Origin of the sequence: Sporosarcina gallistercoris (assembly GCF_050459885.1) — a bacterium.
Taxonomy (GTDB): Bacteria; Bacillota; Bacilli; order Bacillales_A; family Planococcaceae; genus Sporosarcina; species Sporosarcina gallistercoris_A.
In genome coordinates, this window is the sequence record NZ_JBCMNO010000022.1 from 18,592 (window position 1) to 42,524 (window position 23,933).

Below are 23,933 nucleotides of genomic sequence, written 5' to 3' on the forward strand. Positions count from 1 at the left end.
TGCCAACTCATATTAAGCAAAAAGTTGCACGAAGGAAACTTTAATTTATCAATTCAGGAGGAATTAGAATGACTGAGTCCATTACTGCAAGTAATATTTCCGTCTCCTATTCAGGGAAACAAGTTGTCAGCAATGTATCGTTCACATTCGCAGCAGGGAGTTTAATTGGGATTTTAGGACCTAACGGTGCAGGTAAATCCACTCTGATGAAAGCTATGCTCGGATTGATACGGAAAGATAGCGGAACGGCACAAATCGGATCCCAACCGATTGATAAGGTGCGTAAGCTTATTGCCTATGTTCCGCAACGTTCTAACATTGATTGGAACTTCCCGATTGTCGTTAAAGATACGGTACTTCTTGGTACGTATCCAAAACTCGGATTATTTCACCGGCCAAGCAAAGCGGATAAGGCTTGGGCAATGGAATGTTTGAAACAAGTAGGCATGCAAGATTTTGCAGATCGTCAAATCGGTGAATTATCTGGAGGTCAGCAGCAACGGGTCTTTTTGGCAAGAGCTCTTGCTCAAAAAGCGGATTACTTTTTCCTGGATGAACCATTTGTCGGTATTGATGTTTCGAGTGAAGAAGTCATTATCGATATATTGAGATCGCTTAAAGATGCGGGTAAGACCGTCCTAGTCGTCCATCACGATTTGTCCAAAGTGAAAAGTTATTTCGATGAATTGATATTGATGAACAGGGAACTTATTGACGCTGGTCCGGTTGAACAAGTATTCCAGGAAAAAAATATGACCCGCGCTTACGAGCGTCCCATGACGATGTTTGGTGATTTGGAGGTTCAACTATAATGGAATTTTTCCACGATTTGATGAACTATGCATTTTTGCAAAAAGCGTTTATCACATCCGTAATGGTCGGCATCATTTGTGGTGTGATCGGCAGTTTCATTGTCTTAAGAGGGATGGCATTGATGGGGGATGCGATTTCCCATGCAGTCCTGCCAGGTGTCGCGATTTCCTATATGCTAAGCATCAATTACTTCTATGGCGCAGTTCTCACCGGAGTACTGACAGCATTCGGTATTGGAGCAATCAGCCAGAACAGCCGCATTAAGAGCGACTCTGCAATCGGTATCGTCTTCTCAGCATTTTTCGCACTCGGAATCATCTTAATCACAAAAGCCCGAAGTGCAACTGACTTGACTCAAATCCTATTCGGGAATGTATTATCAGTCCGTGATTCTGACATGTGGATCACGCTTGCAATCGGAGCTGTCGTAATCGGTACCGTTGCATTATTTTTCAAAGAACTTCTTATTTCAAGTTTCGATGAGACGATGGCTGCCGCTTATGGCTTGAACACGCGATTCATCCATTATGCGATCATGTTTTTACTGACACTTGTCACGGTGGCTTCTTTGCAGACAGTCGGTGTTATCCTCGTTGTCTCAATGCTGATCACACCCGCTTCTGCAGCGTACTTGCTGACAAACCGACTATCCACAATGGTCTTTCTCGCATCTTTCTTTGGTGCTTTGTCAGCAGTCATCGGCTTGTATTTCAGTTTCTTATACAACATGCCATCCGGTCCTGTTATCGCACTTGCAACGACTTCTATATTCGTTATAGCTTTCCTGTTTTCCCCGCATCAAGGGCTGATCACTCAAATGTTCAGATCCCGCAGAAAACAAGACACGCCTGCATAACGAAACCACCGAGAACACTTTCCTGGTTCACCAGGCAGTATATTAAATTTAGTTAAACCAAAGGAGAAGATTTTGCTTATGAAGAAGTTTGTAACCTGGATGGTATTGTCTTTGATGGCAGTCTTCATGCTTGCAGCTTGCGGTAAAGATAACGAAACTGCACCAGCACCTGACGGAAAAGAAAAACTGAAAGTCGTTACTTCGTTTACCATTATCGCTGACATGGCCCGCCAAATCGGCGGTGATTATATCGAGGTCCATAACTTGGTACCCTCAGGAACGGATCCTCACGAATATGAGCCACTTCCGAACGATATCAAAGCAGCGACAGACGCAGATGTCTTGTTCTACAATGGGCTGAACTTAGAAGGTGGAGACAAGGGCTGGTTCAAAAAAATGACGGACACCGTTCGCCAGAAGGAAGAGAATATCTTTAATCTTACCGAAGAAGTGACACCAAAATATTTAACAGGCGAAGACGGACGCGAAGAAGAGATCAATCCTCACGCATTTATCGACCCGGGCGTAGGCGTTCTCATGGCTCAAAAAATAACCGAGGTACTAATTGAAAAACACCCCACGGATAGTGATAAAATCCAACAGCGTGGTGAAGAATATGTCAATCGCTTAAAAGAGCTCGATAAAGAGTACGAAGAACGGATTCACGACATTCCCGAAGAAAACCGGACACTTGTTACGAGTGAGCGCGCATTCCAATATATGAACGATCACTACGGACTAAAGGAAGCGTATATATGGGAAATTGACACGGAAGAAAATGGTTCCCCGAAACAAATCAAAGACCTGGTTCACTTTATACAAGAACATAAAGTTCCTGTACTATTTGTAGAATCCAATGTCGATACACGTCCAATGGAAACCGTTTCCAAAGAGACCGGAGTGCCGATGGCAGAGAAATTCATCTATTCCGATGAAATCGGTGATCCAGGCGAAGCCATCGATACGTATGTAAAATACTTGAACTACAACATCGATCTTATTCACGATGAACTGAGTAAAAAAAGATGATGCTATACGAAAAAGACGGGTACGCTCTCATTCAGAGTTTACCCGTCTTTTTTGCTGCATTCCATTAGGTATTGGATGGGTAGGTCTAGCATAAGATAGTGCATTGAAGAAAGGATGATGTTTTGAAAAGTGTCCCTACACTTATTACAACGCGCCAATTACAGAACCCTTCACCTTCCATATCCATTGTTTATCCAGAAGTCCATCTTCCCCATCTTCCGATTGTGCAACATAGCCTCAACACGCAAATCCGGAATGAGCTGAACCAACTGCTCATTGACCAGAATTATTACGAGCCAAATCTGGTTGAACTCATTGTTTACTTCGAAATCAAAACAAACGAGCGAAATATATTGAGCCTCACACTAATCGCCTATTCCTTTACAGGTGGCGCACATGGAATGACTGTAGTCAAAGCGTTGACGTTTGATACACTTACAGGGAAAAGGTATTCACTCTATGACCTATTAGGTTCTCAAGACTTTGAAAAACCATTATCCGATCGTATTCGCACCAAAATTGAAGAATGGGATGTAGAACTGCTCGATCCCCCCTTCACGGAAATCAGAAGGGACCAAGATTTCTACCTAGCGGACACGTCACTCGTCATTTACTTCCAATTATATGAGATCACACCTTACGTATGGGGCTTCCCTTACTTCCCAATCGCATTGAAAGACATCGCTAATCTTATCCCTGCTGAAAGCCCTCTTCAACGATTCATCCCTTTCTTATAATTTAAACCGGTTTTGTTTTTTACGGAAACTCCATATTATGAGGATCACAAAAACAAACGCACTAGAAATGACGGGTATAGTCCATCTAGATTGACTAACATCAGGGGAGCTTGTTTCGGTTTGCGTAAACTCCTTCTTCCCGAGACCAAGCTCTTTTAAATCGTCCGTTGCGTTCGCTTCAGAGACAGTTCGACTGCATATCGTACTTGTAAGGAATCTGTTTTCTCCTTCACTCCGATCAGTTGCATAGAACAGATAGCTTTCTCCAATTGCGATTGGTAATCCGCAATCTCCACTGTTGTAACCCGTGTAGATCCTAATTGTTTCGGTATCGATACCTTTCCAAGCTTCATGGACTTCGATGGTCACCTCCCTTTGAATACCCACATCCTCAATAGTGGTAACCTTACCTAGAAACACAGCATCCGCTTCGTCCTTGGCTAGCGTAACAGACGGCAGTTCCATACACGAACACGCAATCACCTCATTTTCAAAGGAAAGCCCCCACAAGAGTATGAAAATAATAAGGCTCAACCAGATTTTTTTCAAACCTTCCATCTCCTCCCTTTACTGAATCAGACGGAAATCCTATTAATCGGTTTCAAGAATTCTGAAATTGATTTTTCTGTAAATGTACCGTACTGTTAATATAACTATGCTTCGGAAAGGAAGAGAGTTATGAAACGTACACTTGTCATTAGTGACATCCATGGGGAATTGGGGTTGCTCACTGCCTTATTAGAAACAGTATCTTACAACTCAAAGACGGATCGACTTTTTTTGCTTGGGGATTACATAGATCGAGGACCGGATTCAAAAGCGACGCTCGATAAAATAATGGAATTGGTTGAAGGCGGAGCGATAGCTCTCAAAGGGAATCATGAGGATATGATGGTTAAATCACTGATTGATGGTAATGAGCGTACTTGGAGAAATTGGACAGGTCGAAATGGTGGCGATGCGACATTGCAAAGCTATGGATTCGAACCGGAATCGTTCTTATTTTCAGATGAAGAAGAATTTCTTAAGCCACACCTTCACTCGGATCATCTCAATCGTCACTTGGAGTTCATACAAAGCCTGCCTTATTATATTGAAGAAGAAGATACGATTTTCATTCATGCGGGAGTAAAGCCAGGAGTACCGTTAGAAGAAACAGATCCTTATGAACTCATCTGGATCCGGGAGGAATTCCATAACAACTATAACGGGCCCAAGACGGTGATTTTCGGACATACACCAACAAAAGGCTTCCATGAAGATGAGAGTGATCACAGCATCTTCTACGGAAGGAATTCCATAATCGGTATAGACGGCGGTGCTGTATTCGGCGGCCAGTTGAACTGTTTAGTCCTACCTGAGAAAAAAACTTACTACGTTCAGGCAAAAAAATAAAACAAGCAACCGAGTTCTGGAAACCGGCTCGGTCGCTTGTTTTTTTATATGCAGCCTACTATCTTCAGCCCTGTTTCTGTTTCTTTTTCTTTTGTTTCTTCTGTTCTTTCTTCTTATTATACTCAGCTTCAATTCGTTCAAACCGCCGGACATCCCGAGGACGTACCGTTATCGGTTCTTTCTTCAGCATCTTTACCATAGCGAACAGCATGATGATTAAAAACAGACCGAATGGCAATGCAGATACTAATGAGGCCGACTGAAGTGCTTCGAGTCCACCTGCATACAGAAGAACTGCCGCAATTGCGGACATGAGTACGCCCCACGTCATCTTCACGATCATCGGTGGCATGAGACTCCCCTTCGTCGTCATACTGGCTAATATATACGTCGCCGAATCTGCAGAGGTAACTAAGAATGTAAAAATCAAAAGGATGGCAAGGAACGTTAATACCCCAGTGAAAGGCATATGCTGGAACGTTGCAAATAGAGCGGATGTCACGTCTTGGTCGACTGCCCCAGCAATATCCGTGCCATTCTTCAAATCACTGTATAGTGCTGTCCCTCCGAGTGTCGCGATCCACATACATGCAAATACCGGCGGAAGTACCATGACCCCGATAATGAATTCACGGATTGTCCGTCCTTTCGAAACACGCGCAACAAATGCTCCGACAAACGGTGACCAGGCAATCGTCCATGCCCAGTAGAAAATTGTCCACTTCTGAACCCATGTCCCCTCTCCATAAGGCTGCAAGCGTAAACTATATTGAATGAAATTCGTAATGTAATCTCCGATTGCTAGTGTGAACGTATCTAATATGAAGACTTTCGGACCTACGATGAAAAAGAAGAATAGCATAGCGATCGCAAGGCCTAGATTGAAATTACCTAAATAGCGGATCCCCTTATCCAAACCAGTCGATGCAGAAGTCATATACGCTACAAAAACGATGGCAATGATTAGAAACTGCAACGGAAAAGTATTGCGGATACCGAATGCATACTCCAATCCTCCACTCATTTGCAGTACACCTAGGCCAAGCGAAGTCGCGATACCCATGACTGTCGCAATGACCGCAAACGAGTCAATTCCACCCTTTAAGTATTTATTGGAACCTACTATCGGTTCCAATGCGGTCGAGATTAGACCATCTTTCTTCTTTCTAAACTGTAAAAATGCAATAACCAGTCCTACTAAACCAAAAATTGACCATTGTGAAATCCCCCAATGGAAAAACGAATAGCCCATCGCAAGACGTGCGGCCTCATCCGTACCAGCCTCCACTCCCGAAACAGGTGCATTAATATAATGGCTCATCGGTTCCGCCACGCCGTAAAAGACAAGACCTACACCAAAACCAGCGGAAAATAACATACCGATCCATGTAAAGAACGGGAATTCCGGACGTTCATCGTCTCCTCCTAGTCGGATTGCTCCATATTTACTAATTGCCAGCCCAATCAGGAAGATAACTAAAGCAAATACAACGAGTAAGTAGAACCAGCCGAAGCTTTTCGTCGTGAACTCGTACAGATGATCTGCTACCGCTCCAAATTTTTCATCCATAACCGCGCCAAGTAGTACTAAAATGAAGATGACGGAAGCGGATATTACAAACACAGGGTTCTTCCAAAACTTTTTCTCCAAGGACAACGACTCCCATTTCTATAGATACTATTCTCATACCCTCATTTTCTGCTGCTTAACATGCAAATTTCACTCCATACGCATATGTATTTGTTTGTCTAAAACCATTCCATTCCGGATACAATTTGTATGAAAAGGACGTGTTCTCATGACAAACTCTGATGAATTTGCATTATCACTTTATATCCCGATTCTCCTGCTGTTAACCGTCGTCGAGATTGTTCTAGGAGCTTATGAGAATTCGGAAGGGACTTGGAACAAAAAGTTAGCATCCGGAAAATTGCTGCTCAACATGGCCTGGACAAGCACCCTATTCCCATTGCTGCTTGATGTTCACTTATTTACGTTCATGATCGACTCATTGTATGAAGGCCGTCCGAATTTCGCGTCACCATTAAGCGGTAATGAGGTATGGTGGCTTTCCGGTTCCCTTGTATTCCTGTTATTCCTTGTCAATACAATAGATGTTTATCAAAGTTTCCGGATGGCAGAAATTTCCTCTCGCGAAGAAGAGATTTCATAGACCATTGAACACCTCATCTGAATGTCCCGATTTTTCTTTCCATGAAACAATGAGACTGATGGTTAACCCGACACTGCAAACCGTTATGAGTGAAAAGAGGAGCGAAACTTTCGGGACATAAAGACTCCCTGCCGTTACAATAAGTACGTCAAATAGCAGGATAATGTGACCTGAATTGGTTTTCAAACTTTTTGCGGCAAGCTGAGCTAGTAAGTCGGTTCCTCCAATACTAATGCCACGGCGCAACATGAGTCCTGTGCCGATTCCAATGAGGATACCTCCGGTTGCGCTGCTAGCGATCGGTCCGAATTGCAAAGCTCGGGCCGTCACTTCAAGTGGAGCGAATAGATCAATGACAAGAGCCGAGATTAGCATACCGTGGATACCGTTATAGAAAAAAGGTCTGTAGACTACCCATGTCAAAAAAAAGATAGGGATGCTAATCAGCAGAAATGTCAACCCTACTTTCGTACCTGTAACATAGTGGACAATGAGGCTGATACCAAGCGCCCCACCCTCCATCAACCCTTGAGGGATTAAAAATAAGTTCAAGCCGATCGCTATAAAAACACTTCCAACAATCAATGCCATAATCTTGCTCACGAGTTCCATCCCGACTCACCCCCTTATTGCGTTCTGTTACAACTATATGGTAGGAAACTGCAAGACTTTCCTACTCCTTTGAGGGAATTGAAAAAGCGGCATCCCTATGAAGTGGATACCGCTTTTTGTGCTATAGGTGTCTCTTTATGGAACAGTCGGTTCAATCAGTTTCATTTCCCTTTCGGATCCCGCAACAATGACAGCAGCTGAGGCATCTCCGACAATATTGACAGATGTCCGCATCATATCGAGCACCCGGTCAATACCGGCAATCAGAGCAATCCCTTCAAGCGGCATATTCACGGAGTTCAGGACCATAGCGAGCATGATCATCCCGGCTCCTGGTACCCCCGCAGTGCCTATAGAGGCAAGAACTGTTGTTAAGACCACAGTCAGCAACTGCATGAAAGTCAGCTGCAAGTCAAAGAATTGTGCGATGAACACCACGGCAACCCCTTGATAGATTGCAGTACCGTCCATATTGATCGTAGCTCCAAGTGGCAAAACGAAACTCGCTATGCGTTTCGGAACACCTAGATTCTCCGTTGTATTCTTGATCGTTACTGGGAGTGTCCCTGCACTGCTGGCTGTACTGAATGCGACAAGCGCAGCTGGGAAGATCCCTTTAAAGAATGTGATCGGGCTCAGTTTACCCATTGTCTTTACAGCAATGGAGTAGACAACAAGTGCATGCACAATACACGCAATGTACACAGCTAACACTACTTTCAGTAAAGGTAATAGAACGGATAAGCCATATTCCCCTACGACCGGGGCCATTAACCCCAGTATACCGAACGGAGCAACACGCATTATGATTCCCGTGATTTTGTACATGATCTCAGCAAATCCTTCAAAGAAGGACAGCACGGGAGCGGCTTTTTCACCAATCATAGTAATCGCAATCCCGATGAACAATGCAAAGAAAATGATTTGGAGAATATTTCCCGTAGCAAGTGCCTCAAATGGATTAGTAGGTACAATATTTAAAAACGTATCTATTGCGCTTTGCGGTTCTGCGACAGCAGCTTCCGGTATACTGCTCTCTTCTGTAGAAATATTGACTCCAGTGCCTGGATTGATCAAAAAAGCGACGGACAAACCGATTATGATTGCAATGGCTGTGGTGGCTAAGTAGTACACAATGGTTTTGATACCGATCCGACCTAGCTGCTTCGGATCTGACATACTCGCAACACCTACTACGAGCGTTGAAAGAATAAGAGGCGCAATGACAAACTTAATGAGTCGAAGGAACAAATCCCCGAGTGGCTGTAGGAAATCGATTTTACTACCGAAAACACTTCCTAGAATAATCGCCAGAACAAATGCTGTGAAAATTTGTGTGACGAGGTTAAACCGAAGTTTCATCTTCATTCCCTCCCTATCCCTAATGGTCTTACATCGTATTCCACTGTATATGTATACATGCAAACGCTTTCACTAAATACTATAAAAATACCTTTCCTAGAGTACCATTACACTAGGAAAGGTTTTCGCATGTGTATTTCTATCCATAATAACTTTTTTAGAATAGAAATACAACTACTATTTTTAAAATTAGCCGCCTGGTTCTTACGCAAGAATAGGATGAGATCTCAGTTCAAAAAGAATATAGATTGATTGTTCGTTTTTTTTGCTAGGGATCCTTCTTTATGCAAAAAATCCTGAAGGCTGACATACCGGGAAATCCGAATGATTTTGGCTGTTCACTAATTACATGAGAGAAACCGCAATCTGATCAGAACCACCGTCCCACGATTGGATAGTCATAAGGCTCATCTTGAAGTGTTTTCACAATCGCTATAATCGGAACGATAATTGTCACCAGGACAAATCCGATTAGAAATGGTATCCCAATAAGGATAACCGACAGGATAGTCGATACAACGATCAATGCTCCCATGACTAATTGGAATAGCAATGCTTGGATTGATAGTCGCCTTATTTGATCATCCAACTCTACAAAAAAAGTCATAATATAGATTGCAACTGGCACTAAACATGGTGCGAAAAATGCGCTTGCATGTATGAGAATTTTTAATCCTTTCGTTTCCATAGGTTTTCACCCTTTCACTCGATCTTAGTTATTTTACGAGTGAGCTCTGGAAAAGATTCATTTACTTTGTACCGAAAGCAGCGGGCATGACAACCGCGACAACTTCTCCAGTGGCGCATAAGTCATCATCCGCAAAAACTTCAACAGCTACCTTGAATTTCTTAGGATGCATTTCCTCTATAGTACCGATTGCTTTCAAAGTCGTCCCTTGTGGAGTCGGTTTTACATAATTCACGGACAAGGATGCGGTTACAAATCTCGGTGGGAGTTCCTCTCCGTCAGGTTCGAATCCATTCTTTCGATGAAGTGCTAACGAAGCGGCGCCTGTACCATGACAATCTACCAAAGATGCAATAATCCCGCCATAAACGAATCCAGGAATCGCTTTATGATCAGGTTCCGGTTTATAATATGTAACCGCTCGATCCCCTATCCAACCGGTTCTGAACTGGTGCCCTTCTTTGTTTAATCGCCCACATCCATAACACCATGAAAAGTCATCCGGATACCGATCCTGGATCGCATACTCAACTTTTTGAACCATACGTATTCCTCCTTCACCTATTTGCCTATCAGTATATCACAACAATTCTGCGAATTACTTAAGTAACTCATGCATATACTAGCGACGGAATGGAATACCACCTGATCATGAGCATGCGTATACTACACTAACGAACGATACAAGGAGGCAGTTTCCATGAAGTTACGCGCATTTCTACTAGTTCTGCTACTTGCAGGAGGGGCATATGCCATGATCCAGTCGATAGATGAGTTCTCCGCGAAGAAGTTCTCTGAAGTGATGCAAATGAACGAAGAGCATGTAGCTCAACTGATTTTCACTAAACCATCTCCAACGGGATTGACTCCGCCTGCATGGGTTTCTTCAGACAAAGAACAGATTACAAGTCTGCTGGAATTTTTAAGTGGCTATGAGCTGCAAAAAAAGAATTCACAAGAAGCGTTGGAAGAACTGAATTTCAACCAATTCACGATCCGTTTGGAGGATCATGATGAAAATTTTGTGACCATCATGGTGGAAGACAGTATGATCGTCACGGAAAATGGCGAGCAATATACCTTACTGGACGGTCCTTTTGATACGGACTGGATGATAAAATTCATCCTGTCGAGCCATTCCCCTTCCTAATTAATAGTAGGCTATAAATGTTTGTACATTTCAATCTATTTGTTTTATACTGAAAATAGTTCAGAATTCGAAATAAGGGAGAGAGTTCATTGGTTAAACAATTACCGCCAAGATCCGAAGTACCTCAAGAAGAAACGTGGAATCTGAAAGATCTATTCCATTCGGAAGCTGCCTATTCCGAGGCTTTAGAAAAATTGCAATCCGACGTTACAGCATTTGCAAAGAGATTCCAAGGAACTATCCAATCCGCAGAAGATGTAGTGGCCGTATTAAAAGAATTCGAAGCAATCTATAAGCAGATCATTCCGATTGGCACGTATTCAAGCTTAGCAGTGAGTGTTGACCAGACGGATGACGATGCACAAATGCGCGACAGCCACTTTGGTTCCATTTCAGCCAAAGTCGGAAGTCAGCTCTCTTTTGTAACGAGTGAATTGCTCGAGCTGTCTGAAGAAGTATTACAGCAAGCGATGGAGCAATCTGAAGAATACAGCCATTATTTGAAAGAACTCATTCGTGAGAAAAAGTATCGTCTGCATCCGGAAGTAGAAAAAGCACTCGCTGCCTATTCTTCTGGTTTTGATGCACCTTACGGATTATACAACACTACAAAAATGGTCGATATGGACTTCCCTGATTTCGTTGTCGACGGCAAAGCATATCCTCTCAGTTATGTATCATTTGAAGGAGATTGGGAGTCAGAGCCCGATACGAACAAACGCCGCGCTGCGTTCGATGCGTTTTCAGCTAAGTTGCGTGACTATCAGCATACGACGGCTAAAACGTACGACTCTCACCTGCAACTCGAAAAAACCACATCTGATTTACGTGGTTACGAGAGCGTAACTGACTACTTGCTGTTCAATCAGGAAGTCGATCAGTCAATGTATCACCGTCAAATCGATTTGATCACGAGTGAGTTGGCACCTCATATGCGCAAGTATGCAAAACTTCTTCAAGATGTGCATGGTCTCGACAAAATGACGTTTGCTGATTTGAAAGTTCCATTAGATGCTTCGTACGAACCGACAATCACTATTGAAGAATCCAAGAAGTACATTCACGATGCCCTTGCAATCATGGGTCCTGACTATTTGGACATGGTGAAACGCTCGTATGATGAACAATGGACAGACTTCGCACAAAACAAAGGCAAGTCGACCGGCGCATTCTGTTCAAGTCCTTATGGCACTCATCCGTATATCCTGATTTCCTGGACAGGCAGCATGGAAGACGTATTCGTCCTTGCACATGAACTTGGACACGCTGGACATTTCTATAATGCCCATCAACACCAGAACGTGTTCAACTCACGCCCATCAACGTATTTCATCGAAGCTCCATCGACGATGAATGAAATGCTCGTTGCGAACCACCTGCTTTCGAATTCAGAGGATCTGAAGTTCAAACGCTGGGTCATTTCATCCATCATTTCACGTACGTATTATCACAATTTCGTGACTCACTTATTGGAAGCCGCTTATCAGCGTAAAGTTTACGAAAAAATCGATGCGGGCGGCAGTGTCAATGCAACCATTTTAAACGAGCTGAAACGCGGAGTGTTGGAAGAATTCTGGGGAGATACTGTAGAGATCAATGAAGGAGCTGAGCTTACGTGGATGCGTCAGCCCCACTACTATATGGGTCTGTATCCATACACGTACAGTGCAGGACTCACCATTTCCACTGAAGTTGCAAAACGTGTGTTGAATGAAGGGCAGCCAGCTGTGGACGATTGGTTGAAAGTGTTACAAGCAGGAGGCACGAAAACACCAGCAGAACTTTCTAAAATGGCAGGTGTCGATATCACAACTGACGAACCGCTGCGCAATACGATTGCTTACATCGGTGATCTCATTGATCAGCTCGTGAAGCTGACAGAAGAAATCAATGCGGAAGCACAGCCTGCTAAATAACTTAACACTCAATTGAAACATACGAAAAGCAGCGGCTCAACGAGTCGCTGCTTTTCGTATGTTAAAAGTGCTATACACACTAAGTTAGAAGGTTTCACCAAAATGACGGTTTGGCAACCATAAGATAGAGCATAATCAGAAGTAAGCCTATGTAGCGCCAAGACGTATTCGTTAACTTCTTTAACAGTTCTTCCCGATTCTCGGGTTCTTTTGGGAACCGGTCCAAGACCACGGAAAAGCCGCTAGCGAGAAATACAATCGATAGCATCATGATTCCCAGTGTGACAATGACCCACGGAGTATACCATGGCCAAGGGCCAATCAAGATCAGGATCACTCCGGAAACTACAAGAACATGTCCCGAGTGCATCACAAAGCGTATTGTCCATTTAAATAATGAGAGAAGAATCGCTTCCTCATTCAAAACTGCTGTCCGGACACGTGAAATGATCGGGAATAGCAGAAATAGCGGCCCTACTGAAGCTACTGCTGATAATATGTGAATGTAGACGATAACTGTATAGAAGAAGTCCATTTGACTTCCATCAATTCGTTACGGGAGAAAACTCATGCACCCATACTTTCATCGTTGGAATCCATTTCATCCCTGCATGCATATCGAGAATCGACTGTTTGTATGCATCTAAACTTTCAAATCCTTCTTGCTGGGCATGCACTTCCGTTACCTCACCGAGTGATTGCTGGTACAGTGAATCCACTTTGAATTCCTTACCTTCTAACTCCATAATCTCACCAGGATATGCATAGACACCATTTCTTCGTGTAGCAGTTTTTTTACCTTCCAGTACTTTTTCTACATCTGCAGGTACTGTAACGAGTCGTTCAACGGAACATGTTTTTTCTGGATAATTCATAATAAAACCCCTCATTTCATCTATTTACTTCATTATATAGAGTTTCAGATGAAATTTCGAATGTGACAGTCTTTTATTCTGAAACAGTGATTTCGTGTGTTTCGTGCTCATGCAAGCCTTCCTCATTCTCAACATGAACAGTAACACTTGCGGCTCCCGCGGTTTCAAATTTCAATTCGCCATCGTATTCACCAGGTTTCTTCTCCGTTAACGATATCCACTGAGCCTTATCTTTTTTGTCATTCACCACGATTTCAAGTCGCACTCGTGCCTTTTCTAGAGGATTTTCATCTTGTTGCAAATGGACCATCATCCTTGCTGGTTCGTTCACTTTCACATTTTCCGGTTCCATGAAGTGCATCGAGAAGCCTACTGCAGCTTCATGGTGTTCGTGACTTTCTTCACCTTCAGCTTGAGCATTCGACTTACTATCAGGAGCTCCTGCACCAACTGTGATTTCTTTCATCGGCATTGTATGCATATCTCGCGCTGTAACATGGACTTGAACATGGTAGATGCCATCGTGCTCAAATTCGGCTTCCGCTTCGTATACGCCATCCGTTTTCTGGTCCGATTTGACCTTCCAGCTGTCCTCTTTCTTGCCATCTTCCCAAATCTCATATTCAACCTCATTAGCGTCCGTTACTTTTTCATCACCTTGAGTGACTGCAGCTGCTAAATGGACCGCTTCCCCCGCTTTTCCTGTTTCAGGAACGGTTAAATCCACCGTGATGGGAACCATCACCACTTCTTCTTTCTCATTTGCATTAGTATCTGTATTATTTTGTCCGCATCCTGACGCTAAAAGTGCGATGAGTGCGGTACTAAGTGCCATGTGCTTTTTTTTCAATTGAATTCCGCTCCTTTTTGCTTAACGGTTTGACCGCTATAAAGTATCATTACCTATAAGCATCATTGTACTAAGTAAATTCGAAGTAACGATGAAGTCCGAAAACTTCATGGAATGTTCACTGATTTTTGAGAAACTGAACTGATTAATGATTGATGAAATGAGGAAACCAGATGATGTCGTATATGATTATGGTAATCGATGATGAAGCAGAAATGAGAAAACTGATCCGCACATTTTTAGAAGGTGACGGGTATCGGGTGGTTGAAGCTACAGACGGGGTCCATGCACTTTCTCTGCTGCATGAAATCCGTGTGGATCTTTGTTTAGCAGATGTCATGATGCCTTATATGGATGGCTTCCTTTTCGCCCAAGAAGTGAAAAGAACAATCGATCTTCCAATTATCTTCTTATCAGCCAAAGGAGACGAATGGGATAAAATCAAAGGTCTTAAGCATGGTGATGATTATATTGTAAAACCCTTTCTACCCGGAGAATTACTTGCCAGAGTTGCTTCCGTCCTACGCAGATCCTATCAGCGGAAAGAGCTGCACAGTGCATTAACATTCGGCCCGCTTGAAATCGATAGAGAAGCGCACCGTGCGACATTGAATGGCAAAGCGCTGTCACTTACATTAAAAGAATTTGGCATTCTCTACGTTCTCGCAAAAAATGCGGGACGCGTTTACTCAAGGGACGAGCTTCTTCAAATTGTCTGGGGGGACGATCATGATAGCAGCGTTCGAACTGTCGATACACATATAAAGACGTTACGGTTGAAATTGGGGGACGAAGGGAAAAAAGTAGAAACTGTCTGGGGTGTCGGCTATAAGTTTGAGGCCTAATCCGATGAAGCTGACATTGAGTAAAAAAATCTTATCCTTATTTTTTTTAAGTTTAGCATTCACTATTTTGTTTTCCTTTTTCTTCATTCACTTCCTTTATTCAAAATTGTATTTGGAAAGCATTGAAGAATCGATCGTCTATCAGGGAAAACGAACAGCTGCCCATTACCACTTCGGAGAGCTGAGCGATGATATTATCGAAAAGATCCAATGGTATAACGTAGTATCCGAATATGAGATTGTTGTCGTAGATCAGCTGGACGATCTCTCTTCTTACTTTCCTTACCAAGTGAACTATGAAAGCTTAGTCGATAGTTCAGATCGAAAAATTCTTGAAAAAGGTTCATATGTAGTAAAAAAAGGATACGTGGAAGAATTCAATCGTGAAATTCTAGGGGCTATTTTTCCGATTCGAGGAAAAGATTCGTTGATCGGTTTTATTTATATCTACGTACCTCTAGCTGCAATCCAGGATGTGTTCAAAGAAAGCATCCCTTTACTGGTCGCTGCCGGTTCCGGGTTCTTCCTAATCCTTTTCTTGCTTATCAATCGGGTATGGAGCTCCCTATTCAGCCCTTTACGGAAATTAGAAGGACTGGCTGCCAACATTTCTCATGGAGACTATTCTGGAAGGGTGGATACCGAACGCTCCGATGAGATTGGTCAGTTGGCTCGTGCCTTCAATACGATGAGCTCGTCATTGGAAACACAGGAAGAACGAAAAAGGGAATTTACAAGTAACCTTGCTCACGAAATGCGGACACCGCTTACCTACATTAGCGGGTATACACATGCATTAAGACAGATTACCGAGTCCCGGAATTCTGATCCGGAGTCGAAAAACTACTTAAATACCATTGAAAAAGAAACCGCTCGACTCAGTAAATTGATCAATGACTTGACTGATTTAAACCACCTTCAAGAAGGTATTTTCACTGTTGAGACTCAGCCGATTGTCGTTGCCCAAGTGCTGCTCGACACTGTTGAATTGTTCCGGATCCACTTATCGTCTCGATCCATTCAATTGAAACTCGAAGTAGAAGAAGAGTTGATCATCCTTGGTGATCCTGATCGGATTCAGCAAGTTTTTTACAATACGATCGATAATGCTGTCAAGTACGTTTCTGACAGCGGAACAGTTCGAATCAGACTATTCGAGTACGGTTCCAGCATTCGCTATGAAATCCAAAACGAAGGACTGACCATTTCCAAGGAAGACTTAAGCCGGATGGGAGAACGGTTCTTCCGCACTGACAAAGCCAGAACACGGACTACAGGAGGAACTGGCCTGGGGTTGTCCATTGTAAAGGAAATCGTCCGACTGCATCACGGAACATTCAATATGGACAGCAATCCTGTTACTGGAACCACGGTCACCATTGACTTACCACTGTTCACTGAAGAGGAGGAGACAACATGAACGCTACTCGACTCGTCCCTATATTAATAGCAGTCATCGTTTTACTGTTTTCCTGCTCTTCACCGGCAACACCGATAAGAGAAATTTCTTCATTCACTTTTAAAGATCAGGACGGGGAACCATTCGGATTGAACCAGTTAGAGGATACCGTTTGGATAGCGGATTTCATATTTACAAATTGCGAAACCGTTTGTCCCCCGATGACTTCCGAAATGGCGACATTGCAGCAGGAGTTCAAAGAACATGACTTGGATGTCCAATTCGTTTCCTTCACTGCTGACCCCGTAGTGGATACACCGGAAACGTTAAAAGCTTATGCTGCTCAATTCACGGAAGACGAAAGGAATTGGCATTTTCTAACGGGCTATTCCGCTCAAGAAATCACTAATTTTGCAAGGGACAATTTTCAAACGATCATTCAAAAACCTGACACATCCGACCAAGTGATTCACGGAACAAATTTTTATTTAGTTGCTAAAGATGGTAAACTGATCAGTGAATTTAATTATGTAGATGAAGATTATGTACATGATTTACTAAAAACAGTGAAAGACTATACAAAATAAGACGAATCAGGAGGGGTTCTTTGGACTCAGAAGCAATTGCGACATTGTCCTATACGGTTCAGCATAAGTCTGTAGGTTGGATTGAACAGACGGTAACTACAGCCGTTTGCACGCTTGCCTTGCATGAAAGTAAAATTGTCTCGCAACAAAACTCATATCCGATCCATGCAATTCACGACTGTTCCTATCGGCCGTTTTCAGATGGAACGTGCTTGTTCTATCTTCATACAAACCAAGGCGTCCGATCTTTCCATGTCAATGTCGACCCAGACTTTTTCTTAAAATCATTTAAACGTCTAAGAGGCGACCTATATCTGTAATCCATCGCTCCCTCCTCGTTCCGTCGTGACTGTTGCCATCACCAATTTTAAAATAATTGTTTAACCTGGCTGGAATGATGGTATACAAACACTAGAGCAACAAAGTAGCACTCACTAATTGGAGGGATTCACAAATGGTAGAAAAATTTTATGTGGAAAACGCAGTTCAAGCAAAAGCAAAAGTAGACGAGCTAGCAACGAAAGGTTACACACATGACGAAATCTATGTTTTTGCACATGACAAAAAACGCCAAGATCATATCACTGACGCGTTGGATACTGAAAAAGCCGGGATGAAAGAGCAAGGGTTCCTAGACTCCATGAAGAACATGTTCAGCTCTCGTGGAGACGAACTTCGCAGCAAGATGCACGGTGCTGGTCTCACTGAAGATGAGGCAGCTGCAGCTGAGAGCGAACTTGATAAAGGTAAACTCGTCGTTATTGCGAACAAATAAACCTATAGACAAAAAGCACAACTTCGTTTAAACACGAAGTTGTGCTTTTTCTTGTGCAGAAACCTTTAATTTTCTGTATGATGGTGGATGGAAAGCAGGTGCAGTATATGGACCGTCACTTAGGGAAAATTGGTTTGTTTGCCGGATTATCGACGTTGGTACTTTTGATTTTCGGTGTTCGGACAATTAGCGGAGTGGAGTTAGGATGGAAAAACTATCTTGCTTTCACCGTGTTCGGGCTAACAGTGGGACTCATTGCGTTATTGTTGTTATTTTATAAATTACGCATCGCATTTTGGTTCTTTATGGCTGGGATGATTATCAGTTTTGAGGAGTTTTTCCGCAGTATCCTTACGATTGAAGGAGAACTTGGTCAGTCCATTGGTGTTCTTTCCGTCTACATCTTCTCCTCATTCAGTCTTGGAATAGGATTGATCGTCCAATTCATTGTAATCCTTATCGGGAAAAACAAATAGTAGACAGAAAAAAGCAGAATGCGGAGTTCAAACACTCGGCATTCTGCTTTTTGTTGCAGCTCAAGTAATTTACAATGCTTTTTCTTTCTTAATTTGCTTACTTCGCAATTGTCCACAAGCCGCGTCGATATCCGTACCTTGTTCCATACGCACACCGCAAACAATGTTTCTTTTTCTAAGCGTCTCATAGAATTTCTTAATGTTCTCAGGCTCACTTCTTGTATACTGGTCATGCTCATCGACCGGATTATAAGGAATCAGGTTAACATAGGACAAGTGACGTTTGTTGTAAAGCAATTTCGCGAGTTGTTCTGCTTCAGCGACATGATCATTCACGTCATTCAACAAGATATACTCAAAAGTAATTCGTCGGTTCGTCGTTTCCAAGTAATAGTCAATGGCATCCATCAATTTCTCGATCGGGTACGCCCGATTGATTTTCATAATGCGAGTACGCAATTCGTTATTCGGAGCGTGCAATGATACAGCCAAGTTGACTTGGATGTTTTCGTTTGCGAAGTCACGGATTTTTGGCGTCAATCCGCTTGTGGATACAGTAATGTGGCGAGCACCAATCGTCAATCCTTTTTGATCATTGACAACCCGCAGGAAATTCATCAGATTTTCATAATTATCGAACGGTTCACCGATACCCATTACGACGATATGACTCACCCGATCGTCATTGCCTTTCAAGTCCAGGTGATGTTGCACATTCATAATCTGCTCGACGATTTCTCCGGAGTTCAAATCACGGCTCTTTTTCAATAATCCGCTTGCACAGAAACTGCATCCGATGTTACAGCCTACTTGAGTCGTCACACAGACTGAATGCCCATATGGAAACTTCATCAAGACCGTTTCGATCAAGTTACCATCCTGCATTTTGAAAAGGAACTTGATGGTGCCGTCTTCTGACTCTTGTTTTACGGAGAGTTCCAATGTTTGGATGACAAAATTCGCCTCCAACAATTCCACACAGTCTCCGTTAATGTTTTTCATATCAGAGAATTGGAGGACCCGCTTTTTGTAGAGCCAATCCCATACTTGTGCGGCTCGATATTTCTTCTGACCATTTTCTATAAGCCAATCTGTAAGTTGGTCAAATGTTAGACCATATATTGATTTTTTCATTAGACATCCTCATTTCAGATAATGCATTTCATCCGTCCATTGTACAGGATTGTTCAATAAGACACAACAGCTTTGCAAGATAATGGGCCTCGTTGAAAATAAACAGTTTTCTACTTTTTCACTGAAAACTGTTGCTTTCACTTAAATTGTCCAAAGTCAGCATGAACAGAGTAAGTGTTCAGCACAGAGCACTCATTTTTTGTTTGTCCATATTCCAAGAATGATGTAGGCATTCATCCAACACATATACTGTCGTTCCGTTAACGGCGGTGAGTAATGGCTGAGTAGGCGAAGCAAGTCATACTCCGATAACTCAATCCGATAAACCGAATAGGAGTTTTATCTCCATTATAATCACTTTCCTTTTACACTATAATTACTTCTTTCTTCTAAATCGTTCTCTAAACGATGCAGTAATCTCCATCCTTCTGCAAAAGAAAAACAGCGCTCTGTAAAGAGTCGCTGTCCGTCACTTATTCCGGTTCACTTTTTTCTCGATATTCAGTTTAGCAATGAACGCTACGATATTCAGCAATGCGATTACGATAAGTAGAATGGCGACTCCCGTATGTCCATCTGCATAACGGTTCCATGCGAAGTATCCGAGAAGTACTGCAAAAACGATATCGACAGTTTTAGAATTGAATAGTTTCATCATCTTTTAACCCTTCTTGACGAATTCGGATTTCAACTTCATGGCACCGAATCCTGTGATTTTGCAATCAATGTTATGATCGCCGTCGACGAGACGAATCCCTTTTACTTTTGTGCCGATTTTTAGCACAGAGGAGCTGCCTTTCACTTTCAAGTCTTTAATGACTGTGACGGTATCTCCATTTTGCAATGGATTGCCATTTGCATCTTTGACTTCCAATTGCTCGGTTTGGACGAGCTCTTCACCTGCAGTCCACTCATATGCACACTCTGGGCATATGAATTGCAATCCGTCTTCATACGTATACGGCGACCCGCATTGAGGACAATTCGGTAGTTGTTCTGTCATCATATTTCCCCCATTCTCTATCTGACTCCACTATACCAAACTATTGAGCCAGGCGAGAACAATTTCAGACGTCAATATGCCGAACTTTTGTCTGTCCACACTCCCACTAATTCAAATAACTTTTCAAAGAACTGTTTCATTTCATCATCTGAGCCGATTGTGACACGCAGCCACTCTTCGGTCTCTGGCTTGGAAAAATGCCTGACGAGGATTTGTTTGTCTTTCAAGCTTTTGTGGAGTTGTTTTGCAGGAATTTCCGGATGATGGACAAATAAGAAATTCGCAACAGAAGGTAACACTGTGAACCCCACGGACTCGAATACCTTTTTCGCTTGTTCACGGGTCTGAATAATTGATTGTATCATGTCATTGAAATAATCCTTATCGTTAACAGAGGCAACGCCAGCAGCTAATGCTAACCGATCGATCGTATAAGAGTTGAATGAGTTCTTAATCCGATTCAGAGCCTCAATCATGTTTTTTGAGCCAATTGCATATCCGATTCGGAGGCCAGCCAACGAACGGGATTTCGACATCGTGCGGATGATCAGCAAATTGTCAAACCGCTCGAGTAAAGGGATAGCGGTTACACCGCCAAAATCGATATAGGCCTCATCTATGATAACTGTCCGCCCCCGATTTCCGCTTACAATGTTTGCAACCCCGTCAATTGACAATGAGATCCCTGTCGGTGCATTTGGATTCGGAAAAATGACGCCACCCTCTGAATTGCAAAATGCTTTTTCATCCAGGTTGAAGTCTTCCTGTAGCGGAATGGCAGCATGAGAAATATCAAACAACGCTGCGTACGTTGGGTAAAACGAGTAGGTGATTGCCGGAAACAAAATCGGCTTTTCTGGTGAAAAGAATGCCATGAACGAAAATGCCAGTACTTCATCTGATCCGTTTCCGATGAACACTTGATCCGCAGAGACTTGGTGCAATTCAGCGAGAGCGTTTCGGAGTTCTTCTGGATTTGACTCGGGATATTTACGCAGATTCGATGTCAGTTCCTGCTGCAACGCTTCAAACACACGAGGACTAGGTGGATAAGGATTTTCATTTGTGTTCAGTTTAATCCACTCTTCTCCATTCACTTGTTCTCCTGGAGTATATGGCTCCGTCCGTTTGACCATGTCACTCCATAGTGCATTCACTGACTTCCCTCCTCTTGCAGTCTGCGTGATTTCAATACAGCTTTTACGTCGTCAATTGAAAGCCCCAGCTCTTCCATCAACACGAGAATGTGGTAAGTCAAATCGGCTAGCTCGTTTGCAGTTTCATCCAAATCATTGTTCTTAGCTCCGATTACTACTTCTGTCGTCTCCTCTCCTACTTTTTTCAAGATTTTATCGATTCCTTCATGGAAGAGGTACGTAGTGTAAGAACCTTCTTGAGGATTGTCTTTCCTATTTTGAATTTGCTGTGCAACTTGTTGGACAACAGTACGTTGCTTTCGGATGTCTTGTTGATCGTCATGAGTAAAACAGGTTTCTGTTCCTAGATGACAAGCGGGGCCGGCTGTTTCGACTTGAACCAGAATGGTATCCCGGTCGCAATCAACGTCCAATTGCTTCACAATCTGTTTGTTTCCTGATGTTGCTCCTTTGTTCCAGAGTTCTTTCCGTGATCGGCTAAAGAACCACGTTTCCCCTATCTCAATTGTCTTTTGCAACGATTCCTCATTCATATAAGCGAGCATGAGGACTGCACCGGTCCGAGCGTCTTGAATAATAGCAGGAACTAAACCCTCGCTGTTAAAGCGTATTGAATCAGTCCCCATAAGAACCCTCTTTAACTACTTGTTGAAGGTCATCTAATGACACAATCCCGAAATGCAGAACTGAAGCTACGAGTGCTGATTGAGCATTTGTTTCTTCAAATACATCTCGGATATGCTGCGCATTCCCTGCGCCTCCGCTTGCAACAATCGGAATCGAAACTGAATTCGCCACCAAGCTTGTGAGCTCCAGATTATATCCATTTCTCATTCCGTCCTCGTCGATACAATTTACAACGATCTCCCCTGCCCCTAACTGCTCAGCCTCTTTCGCCCATTCTATCGCATCCATTCCCGTATCTTCATTACCTGCTTTAGCAAATACCATCCATTGACCGGATTCAGATTGACTGACGTCCATGGACAACATGATTCTGCTGGATCCATAGCGCTCTGATGCTTCACGGAGTAAATCAGGATTTTTTAGTGCTCCGCTATTTATGGAGACTTTATCCGCTCCTGCTTCGATTGCAAGTTCCACGTCCGAAAGTGTTTGGATCCCACCACCAACAATAAAGGGAATTTTAATGCTTTCACCAATCTGGCGGATCAAATCCAGAAACATGCCGCGTTGTTGAACTGAAGCAGAGATATCGTAAAATACTAATTCATCTGCGCCTTCTGCTTCGTACTTTTTCGCAAGCTCCAGAGGATCCCCTAATTCTTTTACGTCTTGGAACTTCTTCCCTTTCACAACACGTCGATGATCGATATCCAGACAGGCAATAATTTTTCTTCCAGTCATTTATAAAACCTCCATCATCTCTTGGAATCGTGTTCCGTTTTCATAGATTGCTTTTCCGACAATCGCTCCATACAAGGATTCCTGTTGAAGTTTCTCAATATCCCTTACAGTCGTGACACCGCCTGAAGCAATAATATCCATCTTTGTTTCTATCCGTAAGTTTTGAAGCTCTTCAAAATTAGGTCCTGCGAGCATCCCATCTTTCGCTATGTCTGTATAGATGATGGTTTGGACCCCTGCCTGTTCCAGCTCTCGTACTAACGTGGATACATCTGTTGTGGAATCTTCTGTCCAGCCAGCTGTCGTCGGTTTTCCATTTTTAGCATCTACGGAAACAGCAATCCGTTTACCATAACGGGTAACCGCTTGCTTCAACAAGTCGGGATCCTTTATAGCCGATGTCCCGAGAATGATCCGTTCGACTCCATAGGATAAATAATCCTCGATCGCTTCGATAGTACGAATGCCTCCACCCACTTGGATTGGCAGGTGCAAAGTGTCTGCAAGTTCAATAATCGCTTGACGATTCACGGATTGTCCTGTTTTTGCACCATCCAGGTCGACTACATGCAGCCATTCCGCCCCTTGGGCGAGCCACTTTTTTCCGATTACAAGCGGTGAGTCATGATAGACCGTTTCTTGTTTGAAATCTCCTTGGACTAAACGTACACACTTTCCATTTTGAATATCGATTGCCGGAAACAGAATCATTCAATACCTCCCCTTTCCTCC

Annotated in this window: 30 protein-coding genes; 14 read left to right on the forward strand and 16 right to left on the reverse strand. The window is 43.0% G+C overall.

Going from position 1 to position 23,933, the window contains the following annotated elements:
* Nucleotides 1-68 precede the first annotated feature (68 nt).
* The 4 genes from ABE021_RS12835 (at nt 69) to ABE021_RS12850 (ending at nt 3,435) form a co-directional block, all read left to right on the forward strand.
* Nucleotides 69-812 carry a metal ABC transporter ATP-binding protein gene (locus tag ABE021_RS12835; RefSeq protein WP_430289159.1) on the forward strand — a complete coding sequence of 248 codons (744 nt, stop codon included), beginning with the start codon at nt 69-71 and terminating at the stop codon, nt 810-812.
* The gene (locus tag ABE021_RS12840; RefSeq protein WP_430289160.1) at nt 812-1,669 is read left to right on the forward strand and encodes a metal ABC transporter permease; all 858 of its coding nucleotides are present in this window, start codon (nt 812-814) and stop codon (nt 1,667-1,669) included. The genes ABE021_RS12835 and ABE021_RS12840 overlap by 1 nt, the downstream gene beginning before the upstream one ends.
* Nucleotides 1,670-1,747: 78 nt before the next feature.
* Complete coding sequence (locus ABE021_RS12845) at nt 1,748-2,698, forward strand: metal ABC transporter solute-binding protein, Zn/Mn family (protein WP_430289162.1); 951 nt, start codon at nt 1,748-1,750, stop codon at nt 2,696-2,698.
* A gap of 122 nt (nt 2,699-2,820) precedes the next feature.
* Nucleotides 2,821-3,435, forward strand: coding sequence for a DUF3298 and DUF4163 domain-containing protein (locus ABE021_RS12850; RefSeq protein ID WP_430289164.1), 615 nt, complete (start codon nt 2,821-2,823; stop codon nt 3,433-3,435).
* Here ABE021_RS12850 and ABE021_RS12855 read toward each other — a convergent pair.
* A complete protein-coding gene (locus ABE021_RS12855; RefSeq protein ID WP_430289166.1) occupies nt 3,430-3,984 on the reverse strand; it encodes a hypothetical protein in 555 nt (184 codons plus the stop codon). The two genes, ABE021_RS12850 and ABE021_RS12855, sit on opposite strands and share 6 nt — an antisense overlap.
* A 129-nt stretch (nt 3,985-4,113) precedes the next feature.
* On the opposite strand from ABE021_RS12855, the gene ABE021_RS12860 reads away from it, so the two are divergent.
* Entirely contained in the window at nt 4,114-4,830 is a 717-nt protein-coding gene (locus ABE021_RS12860; RefSeq protein WP_430289168.1) for a metallophosphoesterase family protein, read from the forward strand.
* A 64-nt stretch (nt 4,831-4,894) separates the two neighbouring features.
* On the opposite strand, the gene ABE021_RS12865 is transcribed toward ABE021_RS12860, so the two are convergent.
* Entirely contained in the window at nt 4,895-6,481 is a 1,587-nt protein-coding gene (locus ABE021_RS12865) for a BCCT family transporter (protein ID WP_430289169.1), read from the reverse strand.
* Nucleotides 6,482-6,629: 148 nt separating this feature from the next.
* On the opposite strand from ABE021_RS12865, the gene ABE021_RS12870 reads away from it, so the two are divergent.
* Complete coding sequence (locus tag ABE021_RS12870; RefSeq protein WP_430289170.1) at nt 6,630-7,004, forward strand: hypothetical protein; 375 nt, start codon at nt 6,630-6,632, stop codon at nt 7,002-7,004.
* On the opposite strand, the gene ABE021_RS12875 is transcribed toward ABE021_RS12870, so the two are convergent.
* The 4 genes from ABE021_RS12875 to ABE021_RS12890 all read right to left on the reverse strand — a co-directional run bounded on the left by ABE021_RS12875 (nt 6,999) and on the right by ABE021_RS12890 (nt 10,210).
* On the reverse strand, nt 6,999-7,616 hold the full coding sequence (locus ABE021_RS12875) for a YitT family protein (RefSeq protein WP_430289172.1): 618 nt from the start codon (nt 7,614-7,616) through the stop codon (nt 6,999-7,001). The two genes, ABE021_RS12870 and ABE021_RS12875, sit on opposite strands and share 6 nt — an antisense overlap.
* A gap of 135 nt (nt 7,617-7,751) precedes the next feature.
* On the reverse strand, nt 7,752-8,984 hold the full coding sequence (locus tag ABE021_RS12880) for a dicarboxylate/amino acid:cation symporter (protein WP_430289173.1): 1,233 nt from the start codon (nt 8,982-8,984) through the stop codon (nt 7,752-7,754).
* A gap of 364 nt (nt 8,985-9,348) precedes the next feature.
* Nucleotides 9,349-9,666: a DUF4870 domain-containing protein gene (locus ABE021_RS12885; protein ID WP_430289174.1), complete on the reverse strand. Its 318-nt coding sequence runs from the start codon at nt 9,664-9,666 to the stop codon at nt 9,349-9,351.
* A gap of 61 nt (nt 9,667-9,727) precedes the next feature.
* The gene (locus tag ABE021_RS12890) at nt 9,728-10,210 is read right to left on the reverse strand and encodes a PaaI family thioesterase (RefSeq protein WP_430289175.1); all 483 of its coding nucleotides are present in this window, start codon (nt 10,208-10,210) and stop codon (nt 9,728-9,730) included.
* Nucleotides 10,211-10,366: 156 nt separating this feature from the next.
* Here ABE021_RS12890 and ABE021_RS12895 point away from each other — a divergent pair, with 156 nt between their 5' ends.
* Together ABE021_RS12895 and pepF are read left to right on the forward strand one after the other, a co-directional pair.
* Nucleotides 10,367-10,816: a hypothetical protein gene (locus ABE021_RS12895; RefSeq protein WP_430289176.1), complete on the forward strand. Its 450-nt coding sequence runs from the start codon at nt 10,367-10,369 to the stop codon at nt 10,814-10,816.
* Between the two features lie 89 nt (nt 10,817-10,905).
* Entirely contained in the window at nt 10,906-12,732 is a 1,827-nt protein-coding gene (pepF, locus tag ABE021_RS12900; protein ID WP_430289178.1) for an oligoendopeptidase F, read from the forward strand.
* Nucleotides 12,733-12,826: 94 nt separating this feature from the next.
* Here pepF and ABE021_RS12905 read toward each other — a convergent pair whose 3' ends face one another.
* The 3 genes from ABE021_RS12905 to ABE021_RS12915 form a co-directional block, all read right to left on the reverse strand.
* On the reverse strand, nt 12,827-13,267 hold the full coding sequence (locus ABE021_RS12905) for a hypothetical protein (protein ID WP_430289179.1): 441 nt from the start codon (nt 13,265-13,267) through the stop codon (nt 12,827-12,829).
* 10 nt (nt 13,268-13,277) lie between these two features.
* Nucleotides 13,278-13,607, reverse strand: coding sequence for an ASCH domain-containing protein (locus tag ABE021_RS12910; protein WP_430289180.1), 330 nt, complete (start codon nt 13,605-13,607; stop codon nt 13,278-13,280).
* 73 nt (nt 13,608-13,680) lie between these two features.
* Nucleotides 13,681-14,457, reverse strand: coding sequence for a FixH family protein (locus ABE021_RS12915; RefSeq protein WP_430289182.1), 777 nt, complete (start codon nt 14,455-14,457; stop codon nt 13,681-13,683).
* A gap of 173 nt (nt 14,458-14,630) precedes the next feature.
* On the opposite strand from ABE021_RS12915, the gene ABE021_RS12920 reads away from it, so the two are divergent.
* From ABE021_RS12920 to ABE021_RS12945, 6 genes are all read left to right on the forward strand, one after another.
* Nucleotides 14,631-15,302, forward strand: a complete 672-nt coding sequence (locus ABE021_RS12920) for a response regulator transcription factor (RefSeq protein ID WP_430289183.1) — start codon at nt 14,631-14,633, stop codon at nt 15,300-15,302.
* Between the two features lie 4 nt (nt 15,303-15,306).
* On the forward strand, nt 15,307-16,722 hold the full coding sequence (locus tag ABE021_RS12925) for a sensor histidine kinase (protein WP_430289184.1): 1,416 nt from the start codon (nt 15,307-15,309) through the stop codon (nt 16,720-16,722).
* Nucleotides 16,719-17,288, forward strand: a complete 570-nt coding sequence (locus ABE021_RS12930; RefSeq protein WP_430289185.1) for an SCO family protein — start codon at nt 16,719-16,721, stop codon at nt 17,286-17,288. The genes ABE021_RS12925 and ABE021_RS12930 overlap by 4 nt, the downstream gene beginning before the upstream one ends.
* A 20-nt stretch (nt 17,289-17,308) precedes the next feature.
* Entirely contained in the window at nt 17,309-17,608 is a 300-nt protein-coding gene (locus tag ABE021_RS12935) for a hypothetical protein (RefSeq protein ID WP_430289186.1), read from the forward strand.
* Nucleotides 17,609-17,742: 134 nt separating this feature from the next.
* Nucleotides 17,743-18,063, forward strand: coding sequence for a general stress protein (locus tag ABE021_RS12940; RefSeq protein ID WP_430289187.1), 321 nt, complete (start codon nt 17,743-17,745; stop codon nt 18,061-18,063).
* A 107-nt stretch (nt 18,064-18,170) separates the two neighbouring features.
* The gene (locus ABE021_RS12945; protein ID WP_430289188.1) at nt 18,171-18,539 is read left to right on the forward strand and encodes a hypothetical protein; all 369 of its coding nucleotides are present in this window, start codon (nt 18,171-18,173) and stop codon (nt 18,537-18,539) included.
* A gap of 69 nt (nt 18,540-18,608) precedes the next feature.
* Here ABE021_RS12945 and rlmN read toward each other — a convergent pair whose 3' ends face one another.
* The 7 genes from rlmN to hisA all read right to left on the reverse strand — a co-directional run bounded on the left by rlmN (nt 18,609) and on the right by hisA (nt 23,912).
* A complete protein-coding gene (gene rlmN / locus ABE021_RS12950) occupies nt 18,609-19,673 on the reverse strand; it encodes a 23S rRNA (adenine(2503)-C(2))-methyltransferase RlmN (protein ID WP_430289189.1) in 1,065 nt (354 codons plus the stop codon).
* 469 nt (nt 19,674-20,142) lie between these two features.
* The gene (locus tag ABE021_RS12955) at nt 20,143-20,331 is read right to left on the reverse strand and encodes a hypothetical protein (RefSeq protein WP_430289190.1); all 189 of its coding nucleotides are present in this window, start codon (nt 20,329-20,331) and stop codon (nt 20,143-20,145) included.
* Between the two features lie 3 nt (nt 20,332-20,334).
* The gene (locus tag ABE021_RS12960; protein WP_430289191.1) at nt 20,335-20,676 is read right to left on the reverse strand and encodes a zinc ribbon domain-containing protein YjdM; all 342 of its coding nucleotides are present in this window, start codon (nt 20,674-20,676) and stop codon (nt 20,335-20,337) included.
* Nucleotides 20,677-20,747: 71 nt separating this feature from the next.
* Nucleotides 20,748-21,833, reverse strand: coding sequence for a histidinol-phosphate transaminase (gene hisC, locus ABE021_RS12965; protein WP_430289192.1), 1,086 nt, complete (start codon nt 21,831-21,833; stop codon nt 20,748-20,750).
* Nucleotides 21,830-22,459 (reverse strand): bifunctional phosphoribosyl-AMP cyclohydrolase/phosphoribosyl-ATP diphosphatase HisIE, encoded by a 630-nt coding sequence (gene hisIE, locus ABE021_RS12970; protein ID WP_430289193.1) that lies wholly within the window; start codon nt 22,457-22,459, stop codon nt 21,830-21,832. Before hisIE ends, hisC begins: the two co-directional genes overlap by 4 nt.
* Nucleotides 22,449-23,201, reverse strand: coding sequence for an imidazole glycerol phosphate synthase subunit HisF (gene hisF / locus ABE021_RS12975; RefSeq protein ID WP_430289195.1), 753 nt, complete (start codon nt 23,199-23,201; stop codon nt 22,449-22,451). The genes hisIE and hisF overlap by 11 nt, the downstream gene beginning before the upstream one ends.
* Entirely contained in the window at nt 23,202-23,912 is a 711-nt protein-coding gene (gene hisA / locus ABE021_RS12980; protein ID WP_430289196.1) for a 1-(5-phosphoribosyl)-5-[(5-phosphoribosylamino)methylideneamino]imidazole-4-carboxamide isomerase, read from the reverse strand.
* Between the last annotated feature and the right edge of the window lie 21 nt (nt 23,913-23,933).

Coding starts and splice junctions, on each gene's coding strand:
- ABE021_RS12835 (WP_430289159.1), top strand. CDS start 69: ATGACTGAGTCCATTACTGCAAGTAATATTTCCGTCTCCTATTCAGGG.
- ABE021_RS12840 (WP_430289160.1), top strand. CDS start 812: ATGGAATTTTTCCACGATTTGATGAACTATGCATTTTTGCAAAAAGCG.
- ABE021_RS12845 (WP_430289162.1), top strand. CDS start 1,748: ATGAAGAAGTTTGTAACCTGGATGGTATTGTCTTTGATGGCAGTCTTC.
- ABE021_RS12860 (WP_430289168.1), top strand. CDS start 4,114: ATGAAACGTACACTTGTCATTAGTGACATCCATGGGGAATTGGGGTTG.
- ABE021_RS12870 (WP_430289170.1), top strand. CDS start 6,630: ATGACAAACTCTGATGAATTTGCATTATCACTTTATATCCCGATTCTC.
- ABE021_RS12875 (WP_430289172.1), bottom strand. CDS start 7,616: ATGGAACTCGTGAGCAAGATTATGGCATTGATTGTTGGAAGTGTTTTT.
- ABE021_RS12880 (WP_430289173.1), bottom strand. CDS start 8,984: ATGAAGATGAAACTTCGGTTTAACCTCGTCACACAAATTTTCACAGCA.
- ABE021_RS12885 (WP_430289174.1), bottom strand. CDS start 9,666: ATGGAAACGAAAGGATTAAAAATTCTCATACATGCAAGCGCATTTTTC.
- ABE021_RS12890 (WP_430289175.1), bottom strand. CDS start 10,210: ATGGTTCAAAAAGTTGAGTATGCGATCCAGGATCGGTATCCGGATGAC.
- ABE021_RS12895 (WP_430289176.1), top strand. CDS start 10,367: ATGAAGTTACGCGCATTTCTACTAGTTCTGCTACTTGCAGGAGGGGCA.
- ABE021_RS12905 (WP_430289179.1), bottom strand. CDS start 13,267: ATGGACTTCTTCTATACAGTTATCGTCTACATTCACATATTATCAGCA.
- ABE021_RS12910 (WP_430289180.1), bottom strand. CDS start 13,607: ATGAATTATCCAGAAAAAACATGTTCCGTTGAACGACTCGTTACAGTA.
- ABE021_RS12920 (WP_430289183.1), top strand. CDS start 14,631: ATGATGTCGTATATGATTATGGTAATCGATGATGAAGCAGAAATGAGA.
- ABE021_RS12925 (WP_430289184.1), top strand. CDS start 15,307: ATGAAGCTGACATTGAGTAAAAAAATCTTATCCTTATTTTTTTTAAGT.
- ABE021_RS12930 (WP_430289185.1), top strand. CDS start 16,719: ATGAACGCTACTCGACTCGTCCCTATATTAATAGCAGTCATCGTTTTA.
- ABE021_RS12940 (WP_430289187.1), top strand. CDS start 17,743: ATGGTAGAAAAATTTTATGTGGAAAACGCAGTTCAAGCAAAAGCAAAA.
- ABE021_RS12945 (WP_430289188.1), top strand. CDS start 18,171: ATGGACCGTCACTTAGGGAAAATTGGTTTGTTTGCCGGATTATCGACG.
- rlmN (WP_430289189.1), bottom strand. CDS start 19,673: ATGAAAAAATCAATATATGGTCTAACATTTGACCAACTTACAGATTGG.
- ABE021_RS12955 (WP_430289190.1), bottom strand. CDS start 20,331: ATGATGAAACTATTCAATTCTAAAACTGTCGATATCGTTTTTGCAGTA.
- ABE021_RS12960 (WP_430289191.1), bottom strand. CDS start 20,676: ATGACAGAACAACTACCGAATTGTCCTCAATGCGGGTCGCCGTATACG.
- hisIE (WP_430289193.1), bottom strand. CDS start 22,459: ATGGGGACTGATTCAATACGCTTTAACAGCGAGGGTTTAGTTCCTGCT.
- hisF (WP_430289195.1), bottom strand. CDS start 23,201: ATGACTGGAAGAAAAATTATTGCCTGTCTGGATATCGATCATCGACGT.
- hisA (WP_430289196.1), bottom strand. CDS start 23,912: ATGATTCTGTTTCCGGCAATCGATATTCAAAATGGAAAGTGTGTACGT.